The sequence below is a fragment of the Streptomyces sp. CMB-StM0423 genome, from assembly GCF_002847285.1.
Classification (GTDB): domain Bacteria; phylum Actinomycetota; class Actinomycetes; order Streptomycetales; family Streptomycetaceae; genus Streptomyces.
Map to the genome: position 1 here is coordinate 2,749,481 of NZ_CP025407.1, position 15,760 is coordinate 2,765,240.

The following is a 15,760-nucleotide window of genomic DNA, read 5'->3' on the forward strand; positions in this document are numbered from 1 at the left end:
GCAGCGAGCCGACCGATGGGAAAGGCGAAGCACAGAAAATGACGCAAGTCGAACGGCAGCAGTGGGACGTCGTCGTGGTCGGTGCCGGGGGCGCCGGGCTGCGGGCGGCGATCGAGGCTCGCGAGCAGGGCCTGCGCACGGCCGTGATCTGCAAGTCGCTCTTCGGCAAGGCCCACACCGTGATGGCCGAGGGCGGCATCGCCGCCAGCATGGGCAACGTCAACGCGGGCGACAACTGGCAAGTGCACTTCCGCGACACCATGCGCGGCGGCAAGTTCCTCAACAGTTGGCGGATGGCGGAGCTGCACGCCAAGGAGGCGCCGGACCGCGTCTGGGAGCTGGAGACCTGGGGTGCGCTCTTCGACCGCACCAAGGACGGCAAGATCTCCCAGCGCAACTTCGGCGGCCACGAGTACCCGCGCCTCGCCCACGTCGGCGACCGCACCGGGCTCGAACTGATCCGTACGCTGCAGCAGAAGGTCGTCTCCCTCCAGCAGGAGGACTTCAAGACCGGCGGGGACTACGAGTCCCGGATCAAGGTCTTCCAGGAGTACACGGTCACGCGCATCCTCAAGGCGCCCGACGGCCGGGTCTCCGGCGTGTTCTGCTACGAGCGCGAGTCGGGCCGGTTCTTCGTGATCGAGGCGCCGTCGGTGGTGCTCGCGACCGGCGGCATCGGCAAGTCGTTCAAGGTGACGTCCAACTCCTGGGAGTACACCGGGGACGGGCACGCGCTCGCGCTGCTCGCCGGGGCGTCGCTGATCAACATGGAGTTCGTCCAGTTCCACCCCACCGGGATGGTCTGGCCGCCCTCGGTCAAGGGCATCCTCGTCACGGAGTCGGTCCGCGGCGACGGCGGTGTCCTGCGCAACAGCGAGGGCAAGCGCTTCATGTTCGACTACATCCCGGACGTCTTCAAGGAGAAGTACGCCCAGAGCGAGGACGAGGGCGACCGCTGGTACGAGGACCCGGACAACAACCGGCGCCCGCCCGAGCTGCTGCCCCGCGACGAGGTGGCCCGCGCCATCAACTCCGAGGTCAAGGCCGGCCGCGGCTCCCCGCACGGCGGGGTGTTCCTGGACGTGTCGACCCGGCTGCCCGCCGAGGAGATCAAGCGCCGGCTGCCGTCGATGCACCACCAGTTCAAGGAGCTGGCGGACGTCGACATCACCGCCGAGCCGATGGAGGTCGGCCCCACCTGCCACTACGTGATGGGCGGCGTGGACGTCGACCCGGACACGGCGGCGGCGCTGGGCGTGCCGGGCCTCTTCGCGGCCGGCGAGGTCGCCGGCGGCATGCACGGCTCCAACCGCCTCGGCGGCAACTCGCTGTCTGACCTGCTGGTGTTCGGGCGGCGCGCGGGTCTTTACGCGGCCGAGTACGCGCGCGACGCGGCGGGCTCCGCCGACGGGCGCGCGGAGGTCGACGAGGAGCAGATCGCGGCGGCGTCCGCAGAGGCGCTGCGCCCGTTCAGCGCGGAGGCCGGCGCCGGCGGCGCCGGGGCCGCGGGTGCGGGTGCGGACGGGGACGGCGGCGTCAAGCCGCCGGAGAACCCGTACACGCTCCACCAGGAACTCCAGCAGTCGATGAACGACCTGGTCGGCATCATCCGCCGGGAGGCGGAGATGAGCGAGGCCCTGAACCGCCTCGGCGACCTGCGCGTACGGGCCAGGGGCGCCGGCGTCGAGGGCCATCGGCAGTTCAACCCCGGCTGGCACCTCGCGCTGGACATGCGGAACATGTTGCTGGTCAGCGAGTGCGTCGCGCGCGCGGCCCGGGAGCGTACCGAGTCCCGCGGCGGCCACACCCGCGACGACCACCCGGCGATGGACCGCGACTGGCGCAAGCAGAACCTGGTCTGCCGGCTCGCCGACCCGGCGGGCGGCGCGCTGCCCGCGGCGGACGTGCCGGACCCGGAGCGGGGCCAGATCCGGCTGGAGAAGCGCGAGATGCCGCCGATCCGGCCCGACCTGCTCGACCTCTTCGAGAAGGAAGAGCTGGTGAAGTACCTGACGGACGAGGAGCTGACCGAGTGACCACGGCACCCACCACGGGCTACATCGCCCGCTTCAAGGTCTGGCGCGGCGACACCGGGGGCGGTGGCCTGGAGGACTTCGAGGTCGAGGTGAACGAGGGCGAGGTCGTCCTCGACATCATCCACCGGCTGCAGGCCACCCAGGCACCGGACCTGGCGGTGCGCTGGAACTGCAAGGCGGGCAAGTGCGGTTCGTGCAGCGCGGAGATCAACGGCCGCCCGCGGCTGCTGTGCATGACCCGGATGTCGGTGTTCGACCGCGAGGAGACCATCACGGTCACCCCGCTGCGCGCCTTCCCCGTGGTCCGCGACCTCGTCACGGACGTGGGCTTCAACTACGAGAAGGCCCGCGAGATCCCCTCGTTCGTCCCGCCCGAGAAGCTGGCGCCCGGTGAGTACCGGATGCAGCAGGAGGACGTGGACCGCTCGCAGGAGTTCCGCAAGTGCATCGAGTGCTTCCTGTGCCAGGACACCTGCCACGTGGTCCGCGACCACGAGGAGAACAAGGCGGCCTTCGCGGGCCCGCGCTTCCTCATGCGCGTCGCCGAGCTGGACATGCACCCGCTCGACGCGGCGAAGGACGAGGGTCTGGACCGTAGGACCACCGCGCAGGACGAGCACGGCCTGGGGTACTGCAACATCACCAAGTGCTGCTCGGACGTCTGCCCCGAGCACATCAAGATCACGGACAATGCGCTGATCCCGCTCAAGGAGCGGGCGGCGGACCGTAAGTACGACCCGCTGGTGTGGCTGGGGAGCAAGATCTTCCGCCGCAAGGACTAGCGTTCCGTCCGGCCGTTCGGCTGGATACCACCGGTCGGACCAATGACACGGGCAGCAAGGTACTTGTTGCCCGTGTCATGGTTCGCCATGCTCCACTGTCATGAGCAGATCCCCCAGACGCCCGAAGTCAGCGGCGCGTACGTGGACTTGGCCGGCCGCCGCCGGAATGGCGGCCCTCCTCGCCCTCGGCCTCGGCGGCGGCGCCCCGGCCGGGGCGGACCCCGACGACGACGGGCTCAAGCAGGCGCTGGACAACGTCCTCGCCGACGAGCGCCTGGAAGGCGCGCTGGCGTCCGTCGTGGTGGCCGACGCGGCGAGCGGCGAGACGCTGTACGAGCAGTCCGCCGCCACCCGGCTCACCCCCGCCTCCAACACCAAGCTGCCCACGTCGGCGGCGGCGATGGAGCTGCTGGGCCCCGACTACACCTGGTCCACCGACGCCCTCACGGCGGGCGGCGACCTGTACCTGCGCGGCACCGGCGACCCGACGATGCTGGCGGCCGACTACGACGCGCTGGCCGCGAAGGTCGCGGCTGCCGGGGTGGACGAGGTCGGCCGGCTCGTCGCGGACGACACCCGCTTCGACGCCGAACGGGTCGGCAACGGCTGGTCCGCCGACTACGAGTCGGACTACTACGCGATGCAGATCTCCGCGCTGACCGTGGCCCCCGACACGGACTACGACTCCGGCACGGTGGTGGTGGAGGCGTACCCGGGCAAGAAGGCGGGCGACCGGCCGGTGGTGAAGGTGACGCCGGCCAACGACTACGTGAAGATCGACAACCGGGGCGCCACGGTCGCGGCGGGCGAGCGCGACACGCTGGGCATCTCGCGGGAGCACGGCACGAACACCATCGTCGTCAGCGGGAACATCCCGGTGAAGGCGAACGCCACCAAGGAGTGGATCTCGGTCTGGGAGCCGACGGGCTACGCGGCGGCCGTCTTCCGGGACGCGCTGGAGCGGCACGGGGTCGAGGTCGGGGGCAGGACGCTGCTGGGGCGGGCGACGCCGGCGGGGGCCCGTACGGTCGCGAGCCACAGCTCGATGCCGCTGAAGGACCTGATGGTCCCGTTCATGAAGCTCTCCAACAACGGCCACGCGGAGATCCTGACGAAGACGATCGGCGTGGAGACGGCGGACGCCGGCACGTGGAGCGCGGGCCTGCGGGGCGTCTCGTCGTACCTGAAGTCGATCGGCGTCGACACGTCCACGCTGCGCCAGGTCGACGGCTCGGGTCTGTCGCGGGGCAACACGATCCCGGGCCGCGAGTTCGTCAAGCTGCTGACGGCGGTCCAGGACGAGCCGTGGTTCGACGCCTGGTACGAGTCGCTGCCGCTGGCCTGCGCGGAGGACCGCTTCGTGGGCGGCACCCTGCGCACGCGCATGTGCGACACCCCGGCGGAGGGCAACGCCCGCGCGAAGACGGGCTCGCTGACGGGGGCGTCGGCGCTGTCGGGATACGTGACGGATGCGGACGGCAGGGACCTGGTGTTCAGCGTGGTGCTGAACAACTACCTGGCGGGCTCGGTGAAGGACATAGAGGACAAGGTGGTGACGACCCTGGCGGGCTACGGCGAGGGCACGGAGGCGGCGGCGCCGCGGTCGCAGACGACGCGGGGTGCGGAGCGCCCGGCGGACGTCGAATGCGCGTGGGAGAAGCCGAAGGGGTGCTGAGACCGGCCTGACCGCGGGGCCCCTGCGGGGCCCCGCGGCGGGCAGGAGCGGCACCCCCGAGAACCGCCCCTGCCCGTGCTCGGTCCACACGGTGGATCGGCTCAGGCCGTTCCGTACACCCAGGCATCGCTGCACTGGATGCCTGGCGCACACACGCGGAACTCGACGTTGAGACCTTCGGCGATGTCACCGGAGCCGTCCGGGGTGCCCAGGTTGTAACTGCGTACACCCCTGAAGTGGTCGGAGTCGATCACTTCCCTGGGCCGGGGAGAGACATGCGCATCGGGTCCGGGTGCGATTCGACCTAAAGGCACATAACCTCCCGTACAGGGCGTGCCGGGACCGCGGCGCGTGATGGTGCGGAGGCGTGCGCATGCGGATTCGGCGGCTCGGTGCCCGGCTCTTCGCCGCCGGGGTCCTCGCGCTGCTGCCCGTCGCCTTCCCGGCCTCCGCCCTGCCTCTCGCGTCCGCCCCCCTCACCGACCCCGTCCCCCTCGACCCCGACGGGCAGATCACCGACCGCGTCCATGCCCTCCGCGACCGGCGCCCCGACGTCGTCCGGGCGCTCGATCGGCTCCACCGCGAGCACCGGGTTCGGCTCTTCGTCGCCTACGTACGCGACTTCTCCACCCTCTCCCCCCGGGCCTGGGCCGACGCCACCGCCGACAGGAACGGGCTCAAGCAGCGCGACGTCCTCCTCGCCGTCGCCACCGGCGACCGCCAGTTCGCCGTCTCCGCCCGCAAAGGCTCCGGCATCTCCCGGAGCGACGTCGACGCCGTCGACGCCCGCGCCGTCGAGCCCGCCCTGCGCCAGAACGACTGGGCCGGGGCAGCCATCGGCGCGGCGGACGGGTTCGCGGCCGTGCTCGACGGCCGGCAGGCGCCCCCCGCCGACGTCACCCCCGGGCCCACCGACCCGGGCGGCCGGCCCCGCGGCGAGTCCGCCCAGGGTGACGCCAGTCCCACCGACTTCGTGGTGCCCCTTGTCGCCGCGCTCGCCGTCGCGCTGGCCGCCGCCCTGTTCATCTCCCGGCGGCGGAGCGCCAGGCGCCGGGGCCCGCCCCACTGGCCGCACGAGGACACCAGCACCCCCGACCTCGACGCCCGCGCCAAGGGGCTCCTCGTGGAGACCGACGACGCCGTGCGCACCAGTCAGGAGGAACTCGGCTTCGCCACCGACCAGTTCGGCGAGGAGGCCACGCGGCCCTTCGCCGACGCCGTCGGGTACGCCCGGGACGAGCTGACCGCCGCCTTCCGCCTCCGGCAGGCGCTCGACGACGCGCGCCCCGAGGACGACGACGCCCGCCGCGACATGCTGGAGGAGATCGTCGCCCGCTGCACCGACGCCAACGCCCGGCTCGACGCCGAGTCGGACGCCTTCGACCGGCTGCGCGCGATGGTGACCCGGGCGCCGCAGATCCTCGCCACCGCCGAGGCCGCCGCGCGGCGCCTTCCGGACCGTATCGGCGCCGCCGAGAGCAGACTCACCGTGCTGGCCGACGGCTACGACCCCGCCGCCTCAGCCGCCGTCGCCGGCAACCCCGCCGCGGCCCGCGACCGCCTGCAGTTCGCCGGCGAGCACCTCACCCACGCCCGCACCGCCCTCGGCACGGACGACCCGGCCACCGCCGCCGTCCACGTACGGGCCGCGGAGAGCGCACTCGACCAGGCCGGCACCCTCGTCGCGGCCGTCGAGCGCCGCGAGCACGAGCTGCGCGAGGCCGCCGCCCGGCTCACCGACGCGCTGCGCGACATCCGCGAGGACCTCGCCGCCGCGCAGGAGGTGGAACGCGGCACGCCCGCGGACGAGTCGGGCGCCGACGCGGAGGGCCGGATCACGCGGGCGCAGACGGTCCTGGCGGAGGTGGGGCAGGAGGTGGCGGGCGGCAGGTACGACCCGCTGGCAGCGCTGCGCCGGGTGCTGGCGGCGGACGCGGCCCTGGCGGCGTCGCTCGCCGCGGCCGACGGCCGGGAGGAGACGGAACGACGGGCACGGCGGCTGCTCGACCAGGCGCTGATCGGCGCGCGCAGTTCGGTGGCCGCCGCCCGGGACTTCGTCACCACCCACCGCGGCGGCATCGGCCCCGCGGCCCGTACCCGCCTGGGCGAGGGCGAGCGCCACCTCCGGCTGGCCGGGGAGCCGGCAGACAGCGATGCGAGCGGCGCCCTCCGGCACGCGCAGCGCGCGGACGAACTCGGCCGCGAGGCGCGCCGGCTGGCGGAGCAGGACGTGCAGGGCTTCGACGGCTCGTACGGCGGCGGGCCCTTCGGCGGCCCGGCCGGCAGCGGCTACGGCGGCGGGGGACGCGGCGGCATGGGCACGGGGATGCTCGCCGGGATCATCCTCGGCGGCATGCTCGGCGACGGCTCCGGGGACGGCTCCGGCGGACGCCGGGGCGCCACCGGCTTCGGGGGCGGCTTCGGCCGTGGTCCCGGCACCTTCGGCGGCGGGGGCACGCGGGGGCGGATGGGCGGTGGAGGCCGCTTCTAGAGCTTCCGGGAGTACGGGCTACGCGACGGCTCACGCCCCGCGCGCACTCCCGCCAGACCGCCCGCGGCCGCCCGGGACCGCCACCACACCGCCCGGGACCGGCAACGCACCGCCACCAGACCGAAGGAGACCCGTGACCGGCAAGCAGACCGTCCTCGGCCGCACCCTCCAGCTCGCCCGCGCCGACGTCGACGCCCTCGTCGACCAGGCCGAGGACCCGCAGAAGACGCTCGACCAGCTCATCCGGGACTACTCCAACAACATCCGCGAGGCGGACCTGGCCGTCGCCACCACCATCGGCAACCTGCGCCTGATGGAGGCGGACCACAAGGAGGACACCTGCGCCGCCGACGAGTGGGGCGCCCAGGCCCTCGCCGCCAGCCGCAAGGCCGACGAGGTACGCGCCGGGGGCGACGCCCCGCAGGCCGAGACGTTCGACAACCTGGCCCGCACGGCGCTGGAGCGGCAGCTCACCTCGGAGAACGGGGCGACGGCGGCCGAGCCGCTGATCGCCGCGCAGACGGAGGTGGTGGAGCGGCTGACGTACAACCTCGACGCGATGCGGGAGAAGCTGACCTGCCTCGAATCCCGCCGCGACCGGCTCATGGCCCGCGCGCAGCCGGCGGAGGCACGGAACGGGATGCCCGACGCCGTCGCGAGCGTGGACGTCACCGACCCCACCGCCGACCTGGGCCGCTTCGAGGCGAAGATCCGCCGCGAGGAGGCCCGCACGATGGGCCGGGCGGAGCCGGCGGACTCGTCCCTGGACGGGCAGTTCGAGCAGGTGGACGACCTGAGCAAGCGGGCGGAGATCGACGCCCGGCTGGCCCGGCTGAAGGACGGCGAGCCGCCACCGGCCGGCGGCGGCCGCGCCGCGGCCTGAGCCCGCCCGGAACGAGCCCGGCGCCCGCACGAACCAAGCCCCCGCGGCCCGGTTCAGTACGCCGACAGCAGCGCGTCCTCGTCCAGTTCCGCCTGCTTGCCCGTGCCCGGCAGGGCCAGTTCGAACCAGACCGTCTTCCCGCGGTGCGTGCGTCTGCTGCCCCAGTTCTCGCTGAGCATGCTGACCAACTGCAGCCCCCGGCCGCCCTCGTCGGTGTCCCCGGCGCGGCGGCGGCGCGGCTGGACCAGGTTGCTGTCCCAGACCTCGCACACCAGGGTGCGGTCCAGCAGCAGCCGGAGCCGGATCTCCGGCTCGCCGCCGCCGCTGCGGCCGCCCTCGCCGTGCCGGAGCGCGTTCGTCACCAGCTCGCTGACGAGCAGCTCGGTGGTGTCGGTCAGCGGCTCCAGGCCCCAGGCGGCGAGCTGCGTACGGGCGTGTTCGCGGGCGAGCGCGACCGAGCGCGGCTCTGCGGGCAGCAGCCAGTCGCCGACGGTGTCGGCGGGCAGTCCGCGGATACGAGCCATCAACAGGGCGATGTCGTCCTCTCCGTGCCGGGTGTAGAGGGTGTCGAGTACGTGGTCGCAGACGTCCTCCAGCGGCTGTGCGGGGTCGGAGAGCGCCTTGCGGAACTCCTCCAGGCCCTCGTCCAGGCCGTGGTCGCGGGACTCCACGAGGCCGTCGGTGTAGAGCGCGAGGAGGGCGCCGTCTGGCAGCTCGACCTCGACCTCCTCGAACGGCTCGCCGCCGACGCCGAGCGGCATCCCGGCGGGCACCTCCAGCAGCAGCGGCGGCTCGCCCGGTTCGACGACGGCGGGTGGCAGGTGACCGGCGTTGGCGAAGGTGCAGCGCCGGGTGACCGCGTCGTAGACGACGTACGAGCAGGTGGCCAGGTAGACCTCGTCGGAGACGCCGCCGAGGCCGCCGGCGATCTCGTCCAGGGCGGCGAGCACCTCGGCCGGCTCCAGGTCGAGCATGGCGAGGGTGCGTACGGCGCTGCGCAGTTCGCCCATGGCGACGGCGGCGCGCAGGCCGCGGCCCATGACGTCGCCGACGACGAGCGCGGTGCGGTGTCCCGGCAGCTCGATGACGTCGAACCAGTCGCCGCCGACCTCGGTGGCGGTGTTGCCGGGCAGGTAGCGGCAGGCGATGTCGAGGCCCGCCGCCTCGGGGTCGCCGGGCGGGAGCAGGCTGCGCTGGAGGATGAGGGCGCGGGAGTGCTCGCGGCGGTAGAGGCGGGCGTTGTCGATGCACACGGCGGCGCGGGAGGCGAGCTGGGCGGCGAGGGCGGCGTCGCGTTCGCCGAAGTCCTCGCTGCCGCGGGCCCGGGAGAACTGCACCAGCCCGACGACGGTGTCCCCCGCGACCAGCGGCACGGCGAGCGTCGTCTGCACCAGACCGCTGTCGCCGCCCGGCACCCGGCGCACCTGGGCGGTGCGCAGCGCGGCGGCGTGCGGGGAGTGGAAGTCGAAGCGGTGGGTGGAGCCGACGGCGGTGACGGGGGCGTCGGAGACGGCGCTGGCGAAGGCGACGCGGCGCAGCTCCGCGCTGCCGTCGGCAAGCCCTGGGCGGCCCTCGTCGCCGTCGAGGAGGCTCTGGTAGACGTCGACGCACGCCATGTCGCAGAACTGCGGCACGGTGACGCCGAGCAGTTCGCGCGCGGTGGTCTCCAGGTCGAGCGAGTTGCCGATACGGGCGCCGGCCTCGTTGAGCAGCGCGAGGTTGCGGCGGGTGCTGGCGGCCTCGCTCTCGGCCCGGCGGCGGCGGGTGACGTCGGAGACGATGGCGGCGACGCCCATGGGCCGGCCCGTACGGCTGTGAACGCGGTACAGCGATATGGACCACCGGAGGCTGCCCGGCTGCCCCTCGCGCTGTGCCGGTACGGAGCCGGTCTGCGGCTCCTCGGGGGTGGGCCCGAGGATCTGCATGTCGGTGACGGGCTCGCCGGTGTCGAGGACCTGCTTGAGCGCGGCGGTGACGCGCTCGGCCTCGGGGCGGGGGAGGTAGTCGCGGGGCGCGCGGCCCGCGTGGGAGGCGACGGTGCCGCCGAAGGCGGCGGCGACCCGCTCGTTGACGCGGACGAGCCGCAGGTCGGTGCCGAACAGCAGGAACCCCATCGGGGCCTGGCCGAAAACGGCCTGGGAGGCGGCGAGGTCGGTCTCGATACGGCGCAGCGCGTACGCGTCGACGGTGAGGCACACCGCACCGCGGGTGCCGCCGACGCCGGTGGTGGGCATGACGTACAGCTCGGCGATGCCGTCGACGGCGGGGTGCCCGGCGTCGGTGCCGTCGGGCCCGGCCGGTCTGCGGTAGGGCAGCAGACCGGTCCACTCGCGGCCGTCGAGGATCTCGGCGACCTTCTCCCCCACGTCCGCCCGCAGCTCCTCCGGAACCAGCGCCTCGACGGCGTCGCGGCCCAGCACCTCGGCGGCGGAGATGCCGAGGAGCTCCTCGGCACGGGCACTCCACTGCTCGATGTGCCCCTCCGCGTCAAGGGCGAAGGAGGCCACCTTGATGTGGTCGTAGATGGAGCCCGGCGGACTGCTCTGCCAGAACGGTGCTCCCACGCGACCGCCCCCTTTGCTGATCCTGCTCCGGGTACGCACCGCAGAGTATGCGGGAAGATCCGTATCCGGAACATGGTCGTCGGGTCACGGGTTCGGAACGCCCCACCGCTTCCGGTCCCCGTAACCGCCACGTCTGCGAAGTGGTGCCCGACCGGCACCCGGCGCTACGCCCCCGTGCGCCCCCTTCCGTACGCCGAAGAAGCCTCCCTCGTACGTTCTAACCAGCGGACCCCAGCTCGAACCACACCGTCTTGCCCATTCCGCCGCAGCGGGTTCCCCAGCGCACCGCGACACTGGCGACGAGCAGCAGGCCGCGGCCGCCTTCCTCGTCCGGCGCGGCGGTACGGAGCAGCGGCGGGACCGGCAGCGTGTCGGACACCTCGACGCGGACGCCGCCGCCGGCGTCGGGTCCGCCGACCGGGCGCAGGCGCAGGCCGACGGGTCCTGAGGCGTAGCGCAGGGAGTTGGTGACCAGCTCGCTGACGAGCAGCACGGCGAGGTCGGTCACGGGGTCGAGGTGCCAGGTGCGCAGGGTGTCGCGGACGACGGCGCGGGCGGTGCGCACGCAGCCGGGATCCGCGGGGAAGCTCCACTCGGCGGGGCCGGGCGAGCCGGCGAGACCGGCGGGTCCTGCGGGGTCCGATGGGCCGGCAGATCCGGTGAGGCCGGAGCCGGGTGGCGGCCCCGCGGTTCCGGTGGGATCCCGGAAGCCGGTCAGTGCGCCGGGATCGGGGAGCGGGGAGAACGGTGTCACGGCGGCGTGGCGGAAGAACGGGGGGTTGCTCACGCCTACCACATCCCAGCGGAGTTCTGTCGGATTTGCCCGACTTGAGGGGAGTGGTAGTTACATACCCGCTTTGGGCGAAAATATCACCTGCATGCGTACGTGAAGCTACACGGGGTTGGCGTCGCTCGGGCCGGCGCGCTCCACCCGGTATATCTGCCGTTCGTCGGCGGGGCTGAAACGGGAGACCACGCGCTCGGCCTCGTCACGCGTGGCATAGCGGCCGACGCGGTAATGGTTGCCGTTGTCGTCCTCGCGGACGATGACCCACGGGCGTGCGGCGCCGCTGTCACCCGCACCCATAATGCCCACCCCAGGAATGAATGTGTGCCCAGGACGCACGCGGGACGATCACGGTCCCCGGCGCCTGCTTGCCTTTCGAATATGCCAGAGCTTACGCCCGGCATTCACTCCCCGCATACGGCTTTACACGAGAAGTACCATTCTCGGCCGAAAGTTCGAATCGGCGGAGACGGGAGACAAGGCCCGGGGCTCGGGTTACTTGACGGGCAGGTGGTAACTGACCCGGTAACGATCGGCCGGAACGATGACGTCCGCGGTCTCGACGGCCCGCCCGGAGGCATAGAACGTCCGCTGGATGCACAGCACCGGCCGCCCCGGCAGGGCGCCCAGCGCGTGCGCCTCGTCGGCCAGCCCGGGGCGGGTGCCGACCTCCTCCACGACGTTGTCCACGACGACGTCGATCGCCGCCATCCGCTCCACCACGCCGCGGCCGGCGAGCGGGCCCTCCTCGGGCAGCATCACGGGGGTGCGGCCGGTGAGCGCCAGCGGCTCCCAGGACGTGGACAGCAGTACGGGCTCGCCGGCCGAGCGGAAGACGTAGCGCGTACGCATCACCGGGTCGCCGGCTCCCAGGTGCAGCCGGGCGGCGACCGCCCCGCCGGCGGGCTCCTGTGCGCTGCGCGACTCCCAGGAGCCGGTGACCGACTCGTCGGCCTGCTCCTGGCGGAAGGGGGTGAGGTCGGCGAGGCCGCGGTAGCCGGTACGGACCAGCCGGTGCGGCTCGGGCCGCGAGCGCACGTACGTGCCGGACCCGGACCGGCCCTCGACCAGACCCTCGGCCATCAGCACCTTGCGCGCCTCCAGCGCGACGGTGTCGGAGACCCCGTACAACTGGCGGATGCGCGCCTGTGAGGGCAGCCGGGCGTGCGGCGGCAGTTCGCCGCTGACGATCTTCCGGCGGAGATCCGCGGCGACCCGCAGATAGGCGGGCTGCTCCCCTAGAGGCACCGTTTCTTCACACCCCCGTCGCCACCGTCGCCGTCCGGGCCCCGGGCCATCCCCGGCCTGCGCCGTTCCGGCCTGAACACGCGCGAAAGCTTGGCAACCTGCGCCCGGGGCCCGCAACCCCGGGGGAGAGCTTTACGGAGTGCGTTCGCCGGCGGGTGTGCGCGGGGTGCCCGGGGCGTACGCCCGCACGCTCGCGGCGCGCCTCACGGGCCCGCCCGCGGCGCCCGCGGCCCGCTCGCACCCCGCCCGCAGCGCCCCTCGGGCACCCCTCACAGGCCGAGGATCACGCGGGCGAGGAGGAAGTAGATCACCAGCCCCGTGGCGTCGACCAGCGTGGTCACCAGCGGGGCCGAGATCACCGCCGGGTCGATCCCCAACTGCTTGGCCAGCAGCGGCATCACGGAGCCGACCGACGCCGCCCACGCGCAGATCAGGATCAGGGACAGCGACACGGTCAGCGCGATCCGGCCGTCCGTCATGATCGTCGCCAGCACCATGCCCACGATGCCGAGCCCCACGCCCAGCAGGAACCCCACCCGGCACTCCCGCCACGCCACCCGGGCCACGTCGCCGGGGCGCAGCTCGCCGACCGCGATGGCGCGCACCGCGCCGGTCGCGGCCTGGGCGCCGACGTTGCCGCCGGTGCCGACGAGCAGCGGGATGAAGACGGCCAGCGCGGTCACCGCCTCCAGTTCCCCTTCGAACGCCTGGAGTACGCCGGCAGTGAGGGTGGCGGCGAGGATCAGCAGGAACAGCCAGATGATGCGCGCGCGGGCGAGCCGGAAGACCCCGACCGACAGGTAGTGTCCCTCGATGGGTTCCGCGCCGGCCTGCCGGGCCACGTCCTCGGTGTCCGCCTCCTCGATCAGCTCGATGGCGTCGTCGACTGTGAGGATGCCGACGACCCGGTCCTCGCTGTCCACGACGGGCAGGCCGAGGAGGTTCGCCTCCTGCATGAGGCGGGCGGCAGTCTCGGCGTTGTCGGTGGCGTAGACCCGCGGGAACTCGGTGTCCACCAGCTCGATGAGCGGCCGCCCCGGCGGGGCCAGCACCACCTCCCGCAGGGAGACGACGCCCACCAGGTGCCTGCGGTCGTCGACGACGGGCAGCGTGTAGACGGTCTCGGCGTCCGGGCCCTGCGCGCGCACCCGTTCCAGCGCCTCGGCGACGGTGGACTGCTCCTTCAGCCGCACCAGCTCCGGCGACATGTACCGGCCGACGGCGTCCTGTTCGTAGCCGAGCAGCGGGGCGGTCAGGGCGCGTTCGCGGGGGCTGAGTCCCGCCAGCACGCGCTGGGTGAAGTTGGCGGGCGCCTCGCCGAGGAGGCGGGCGCGGTCGTCGGGGTCCATCTCCTCGACAACGTGCCGGAAGGTCCGGTCGCGCAGCCCTTCGAGGATCTTCTGCTGGTCGCCGGCGCCCAGTTCCTCGAAGACCTCGACGGCGCGGTCCTTCTCCAGCAGCCGGAAGCAGAAGACGGCGGTGACCTCGTCGGCGCGGGCGAGTTCGTCGGCGACGACGTGCGGGGGGTGGTCGGCGAGCCATTCCTGGAGCCCGGCGACGTCGTTGCCGTCGAGGAGGGTGCCGAGGTCGGTGTCCGCGGTCATGCCCGTACTCCCTCCGCTCGGGCCGCTGTCCGGCTTCACCCTAGAACGTGGCGATTATCGCGCTGAGCAGCGGCGTGCGGCCGGGTGCGCCGTACCGTACGAACCCTTGACCCCTATTGGTCTAGGCCAATAGCGTTCGGCGCACCCGAGAGAAGCGCGATCTCCCGAGAAGAGGGTTTCCATGCACCGAAGACTCGTGCGCCGCCTGGCCGTGGCCGGCTGTGCGCTGTCCCTCCTGGTCACCCCCGGCCTCACCACGGCCGGCGCCACCGCCGCGACCCCCGAAGAGGCCCCGCGCCAAGCCCCCGCCGCCGCAGGGCAGCACGGCGACGACGACCAGGGCGGCCGCGGCGGCCGGGACGAGGCCCGGCGCGTCGGCTACTTCACCCAGTGGGGTGCCAGGGACCGCGGCTTCCTCGTCAAGGACCTCGCCACCAGCGGCACCGCCGCGCGGCTGACCCACCTCAACTACGCCTTCGGCAACGTCAGCCCGGACGGCAAGTGCTTCGAGGACGACATCCCGGGCGAGGGCGACGCCTTCACCGACTACCGGCGGACGATGACCGCCGCCGAGTCCGTCGACGGCCGCGCCGACTCGCCGCGGCAGCGGCTCGCGGGCAACTTCAACCAGATCCGGGAGCTGAAGGCCACGTACCCGGACCTGAAGGTCATGATGTCGCTCGGCGGCTGGGCCTGGTCCACGTACTTCTCGGACGCGGTCCGCACGCCCGAGTCGCGCAGGGAGTTCGTGTCCTCCTGCATCGACCTGTTCATCAAGGGCAACCTGCCGCGGGTCGACGGGCGCGGCGGCCCCGGCAGCGCGGCGGGCGTCTTCGACGGCATCGACCTGGACTGGGAGTGGCCGAACTACCCCGGTGACGTCGACACCGTCTACCGCCCCGAGGACAAGGAGAACTTCACCGCGGTCGTCGCCGAGTTCCGCCGGCAGCTCGACCAGGTGGAGCGCTCGCGCGAGGGCCGCGGCCGGCACCTGCTGCTGACCGCGTTCCTGCCGGCGAACGCCAACGCCATGGACGCGGGCTACGAGACCCGCAAGCTCTTCCCCAAGCTGGACTACGCCACCCTCCAGGGCTACGACCTGCACGGCGCCTGGGAGAAGAACACCAACCAGCAGTCCGCCATCCACTCCCCCGACGACAGCCTCCAGCAGGTCGTCGACGACTGGCTGCTGCGCGGTGCACCGCGGGACAAACTGGTCCTCGGCATCCCGTTCTACGGCCGCGGCTGGAAGGGCGTCGAAGGCGGCGGCACCGGCTTCAACCAGCCCGCCGCGGGCGCCGCGCCCGGCACCTGGGAGGCGGGCTTCGAGGACTACAAGGTGCTGAAGGAGTTCGCGGCTTCGGGCAAGTACGAGGTCTACCGCGACAAGAAGAGCGGCCACGCCTGGCTCTTCGACGGCAGCACGTTCTGGACGTACGACGACCCGAAGGTCATCGCCCAGAAGGCCGAGTACATCGACGACCGCAACCTGGGCGGCGCGATGGTCTGGTCGCTGGACGGCGACGACGACGGCGAGCTGTACCGGGTCCTGGACCGCGGTCTGGACTGACCCGCCCCGACGAGGCGGTGCCGGGTCCGGGCCCGGCACCGCCTCTTCGCCGTCCCCTTCTCTCTGCCGTCTTCTCCGTACCGTCGGCCTCTTCGCCGTGCGCCCGGCTCGTTCCGCCGC

General features: G+C 73.0%; 11 protein-coding genes. 6 read left to right on the forward strand and 5 right to left on the reverse strand.

Annotated elements, in window-relative coordinates; genetic code table 11:
- Window positions 1–38 precede the first annotated feature (38 nt).
- The 5 genes from CXR04_RS11635 to CXR04_RS11660 all read left to right on the forward strand — a co-directional run bounded on the left by CXR04_RS11635 (window position 39) and on the right by CXR04_RS11660 (window position 7,867).
- Entirely contained in the window at window positions 39–2,036 is a 1,998-nt protein-coding gene (locus CXR04_RS11635) for a fumarate reductase/succinate dehydrogenase flavoprotein subunit (RefSeq protein ID WP_101421770.1), read from the forward strand.
- Window positions 2,033–2,818, forward strand: a complete 786-nt coding sequence (locus CXR04_RS11640; RefSeq protein WP_101421771.1) for a succinate dehydrogenase/fumarate reductase iron-sulfur subunit — start codon at window positions 2,033–2,035, stop codon at window positions 2,816–2,818. The genes CXR04_RS11635 and CXR04_RS11640 overlap by 4 nt, the downstream gene beginning before the upstream one ends.
- Window positions 2,819–2,918: 100 nt before the next feature.
- Window positions 2,919–4,493, forward strand: coding sequence for a D-alanyl-D-alanine carboxypeptidase/D-alanyl-D-alanine endopeptidase (dacB, locus tag CXR04_RS11645; RefSeq protein ID WP_442802369.1), 1,575 nt, complete (start codon window positions 2,919–2,921; stop codon window positions 4,491–4,493).
- Between the two features lie 373 nt (window positions 4,494–4,866).
- Window positions 4,867–6,984, forward strand: coding sequence for a TPM domain-containing protein (locus tag CXR04_RS11655; protein WP_101421774.1), 2,118 nt, complete (start codon window positions 4,867–4,869; stop codon window positions 6,982–6,984).
- 133 nt (window positions 6,985–7,117) lie between these two features.
- Window positions 7,118–7,867, forward strand: a complete 750-nt coding sequence (locus tag CXR04_RS11660) for a PspA/IM30 family protein (protein ID WP_101421775.1) — start codon at window positions 7,118–7,120, stop codon at window positions 7,865–7,867.
- A gap of 53 nt (window positions 7,868–7,920) precedes the next feature.
- Here CXR04_RS11660 and CXR04_RS11665 read toward each other — a convergent pair whose 3' ends face one another.
- The 5 genes from CXR04_RS11665 to mgtE form a co-directional block, all read right to left on the reverse strand.
- A complete protein-coding gene (locus CXR04_RS11665) occupies window positions 7,921–10,431 on the reverse strand; it encodes a SpoIIE family protein phosphatase (protein WP_101421776.1) in 2,511 nt (836 codons plus the stop codon).
- A 217-nt stretch (window positions 10,432–10,648) separates the two neighbouring features.
- On the reverse strand, window positions 10,649–11,149 hold the full coding sequence (locus tag CXR04_RS11670) for an ATP-binding protein (protein ID WP_442802451.1): 501 nt from the start codon (window positions 11,147–11,149) through the stop codon (window positions 10,649–10,651).
- A gap of 174 nt (window positions 11,150–11,323) precedes the next feature.
- The gene (locus CXR04_RS11675; protein ID WP_101421778.1) at window positions 11,324–11,518 is read right to left on the reverse strand and encodes a hypothetical protein; all 195 of its coding nucleotides are present in this window, start codon (window positions 11,516–11,518) and stop codon (window positions 11,324–11,326) included.
- A 195-nt stretch (window positions 11,519–11,713) separates the two neighbouring features.
- Window positions 11,714–12,466 carry a GntR family transcriptional regulator gene (locus tag CXR04_RS11680; RefSeq protein WP_101421779.1) on the reverse strand — a complete coding sequence of 251 codons (753 nt, stop codon included), beginning with the start codon at window positions 12,464–12,466 and terminating at the stop codon, window positions 11,714–11,716.
- Between the two features lie 269 nt (window positions 12,467–12,735).
- Window positions 12,736–14,070, reverse strand: coding sequence for a magnesium transporter (gene mgtE / locus CXR04_RS11685; RefSeq protein WP_101421780.1), 1,335 nt, complete (start codon window positions 14,068–14,070; stop codon window positions 12,736–12,738).
- 181 nt (window positions 14,071–14,251) lie between these two features.
- Here mgtE and CXR04_RS11690 point away from each other — a divergent pair, with 181 nt between their 5' ends.
- Window positions 14,252–15,640 (forward strand): glycoside hydrolase family 18 protein, encoded by a 1,389-nt coding sequence (locus CXR04_RS11690; RefSeq protein WP_199850443.1) that lies wholly within the window; start codon window positions 14,252–14,254, stop codon window positions 15,638–15,640.
- Window positions 15,641–15,760: the final 120 nt, after the last annotated feature.

What these genes read in the sequence shown, in the direction of transcription:
- CXR04_RS11635 (WP_101421770.1), top strand. Translation starts at nt 39, where the DNA reads ATGACGCAAGTCGAACGGCAGCAGTGGGACGTCGTCGTGGTCGGTGCC.
- dacB (WP_442802369.1), top strand. Translation starts at nt 2,919, where the DNA reads ATGAGCAGATCCCCCAGACGCCCGAAGTCAGCGGCGCGTACGTGGACT.
- CXR04_RS11655 (WP_101421774.1), top strand. Translation starts at nt 4,867, where the DNA reads ATGCGGATTCGGCGGCTCGGTGCCCGGCTCTTCGCCGCCGGGGTCCTC.
- CXR04_RS11675 (WP_101421778.1), bottom strand. Translation starts at nt 11,518, where the DNA reads ATGGGTGCGGGTGACAGCGGCGCCGCACGCCCGTGGGTCATCGTCCGC.
- mgtE (WP_101421780.1), bottom strand. Translation starts at nt 14,070, where the DNA reads ATGACCGCGGACACCGACCTCGGCACCCTCCTCGACGGCAACGACGTC.
- CXR04_RS11690 (WP_199850443.1), top strand. Translation starts at nt 14,252, where the DNA reads ATGCACCGAAGACTCGTGCGCCGCCTGGCCGTGGCCGGCTGTGCGCTG.